The sequence below is a fragment of the Quyinboa ferrireducens genome, assembly GCF_042436675.1.
Classification (GTDB): domain Bacteria; phylum Bacteroidota; class Bacteroidia; order Bacteroidales; family UBA5342; genus JBHJHP01.
On record NZ_JBHMVA010000073.1, the window covers coordinates 1 to 1,074 of the forward strand.

2 protein-coding genes are annotated in these 1,074 nt (G+C 32.1%); both read left to right on the forward strand.

Annotation, left to right across the window (positions count from 1 at the left end; genetic code table 11):
• Positions 1-94 precede the first annotated feature (94 nt).
• A complete protein-coding gene (locus ACE01N_RS20460) occupies positions 95-256 on the forward strand; it encodes a hypothetical protein (protein ID WP_380592934.1) in 162 nt (53 codons plus the stop codon).
• A gap of 62 nt (positions 257-318) precedes the next feature.
• Positions 319-843 carry a hypothetical protein gene (locus tag ACE01N_RS20465; protein WP_380592936.1) on the forward strand — a complete coding sequence of 175 codons (525 nt, stop codon included), beginning with the start codon at positions 319-321 and terminating at the stop codon, positions 841-843.
• Positions 844-1,074: the final 231 nt, after the last annotated feature.

Here is a 1,074-nt window from a genome sequence, read left to right on the forward strand (position 1 = left end):
ATGAGGAAATTGAAATCTGAGAATCCAGATAATTTGATGATTGACGAATTCTTAAAACTTAGCAAAGATGATTATATAAAACAAATAATTGATTATGAATAAAAACGCCCTACAACACGCGGTCATAGTGCATGGCAGTACTTTTAAACCAAATAATTCAACGTTCGCAGCCAGCTCTTTTCATCCTGACAGTTCCTATCCTATCGGACAGAAACTGCCACGACACCATACCGCGGGAACGTTGTGTGCAATTTAGATAAAAATACTGATTGAATTTTTAAACTCATTTACTAATGATCATAAGAAATTTAATTAAAAATGAAAGAAAGTGAAGATTCACAATATGGTGTACTTTTTAACCAAATGGGACTTAGCTTATTTGCATCACAAAGAGTTGAATTTATTCTTCAAATTGTTTTAAATGTTCTTGGTTTATATTTATCAGACAAAGAAGCTAAAAAGTATAAACCAGAAGTATATTTAGAAGATTCTGAAAGAGGCAGAAAGATCAGAAAAAAAACATTAGGTACCTTATCAAACAAATTAAAGAAAGTTGATTTTATAAATCACGAAAGACTTGACAATTATGTTCAAAAACGCAACTATATAATACATAATTTATGGAGAGAAGAGCTTAATGGAAGCATACCAAATAAAAACTTTAAAAAGTGTATTCAATTGTGCAATGAATTTATTGATGAATCAAATAATATTGAAAATAGTTTGAAAGGAATTATGAACTTGGTGTTTATATATCTACAAGAAAATAAAAACATAAAAGAGGCCCCCTCTGCTGATAATTGGGCAGAATTTAGAAAAGATTTGGATATATTAATAAAATAAAACTGCACACAACAAGCGGTCATAGTGCATGGCAGTACTTTTAAACCAAAAATATAAACGTTCGCACAATGCTCCTTTCGTCCTGACAGTTCCTTTCACGTGTGAAAGAAACTGCCACGACACCATACCGCGGGACCGTTGTAAATAATGCCGTGATTAGTTGTTTGATTATTTTAAAACTGGCTTCCACCCTCTTTCGGCTGAAGCAGGGAACGTTCTTTTTAAAACTGG

Bases quoted from the DNA above. Each gene is read 5' to 3' on its own strand.
- ACE01N_RS20460 (WP_380592934.1), top strand. From the start codon at position 95: ATGAATAAAAACGCCCTACAACACGCGGTCATAGTGCATGGCAGTACT.
- ACE01N_RS20465 (WP_380592936.1), top strand. From the start codon at position 319: ATGAAAGAAAGTGAAGATTCACAATATGGTGTACTTTTTAACCAAATG.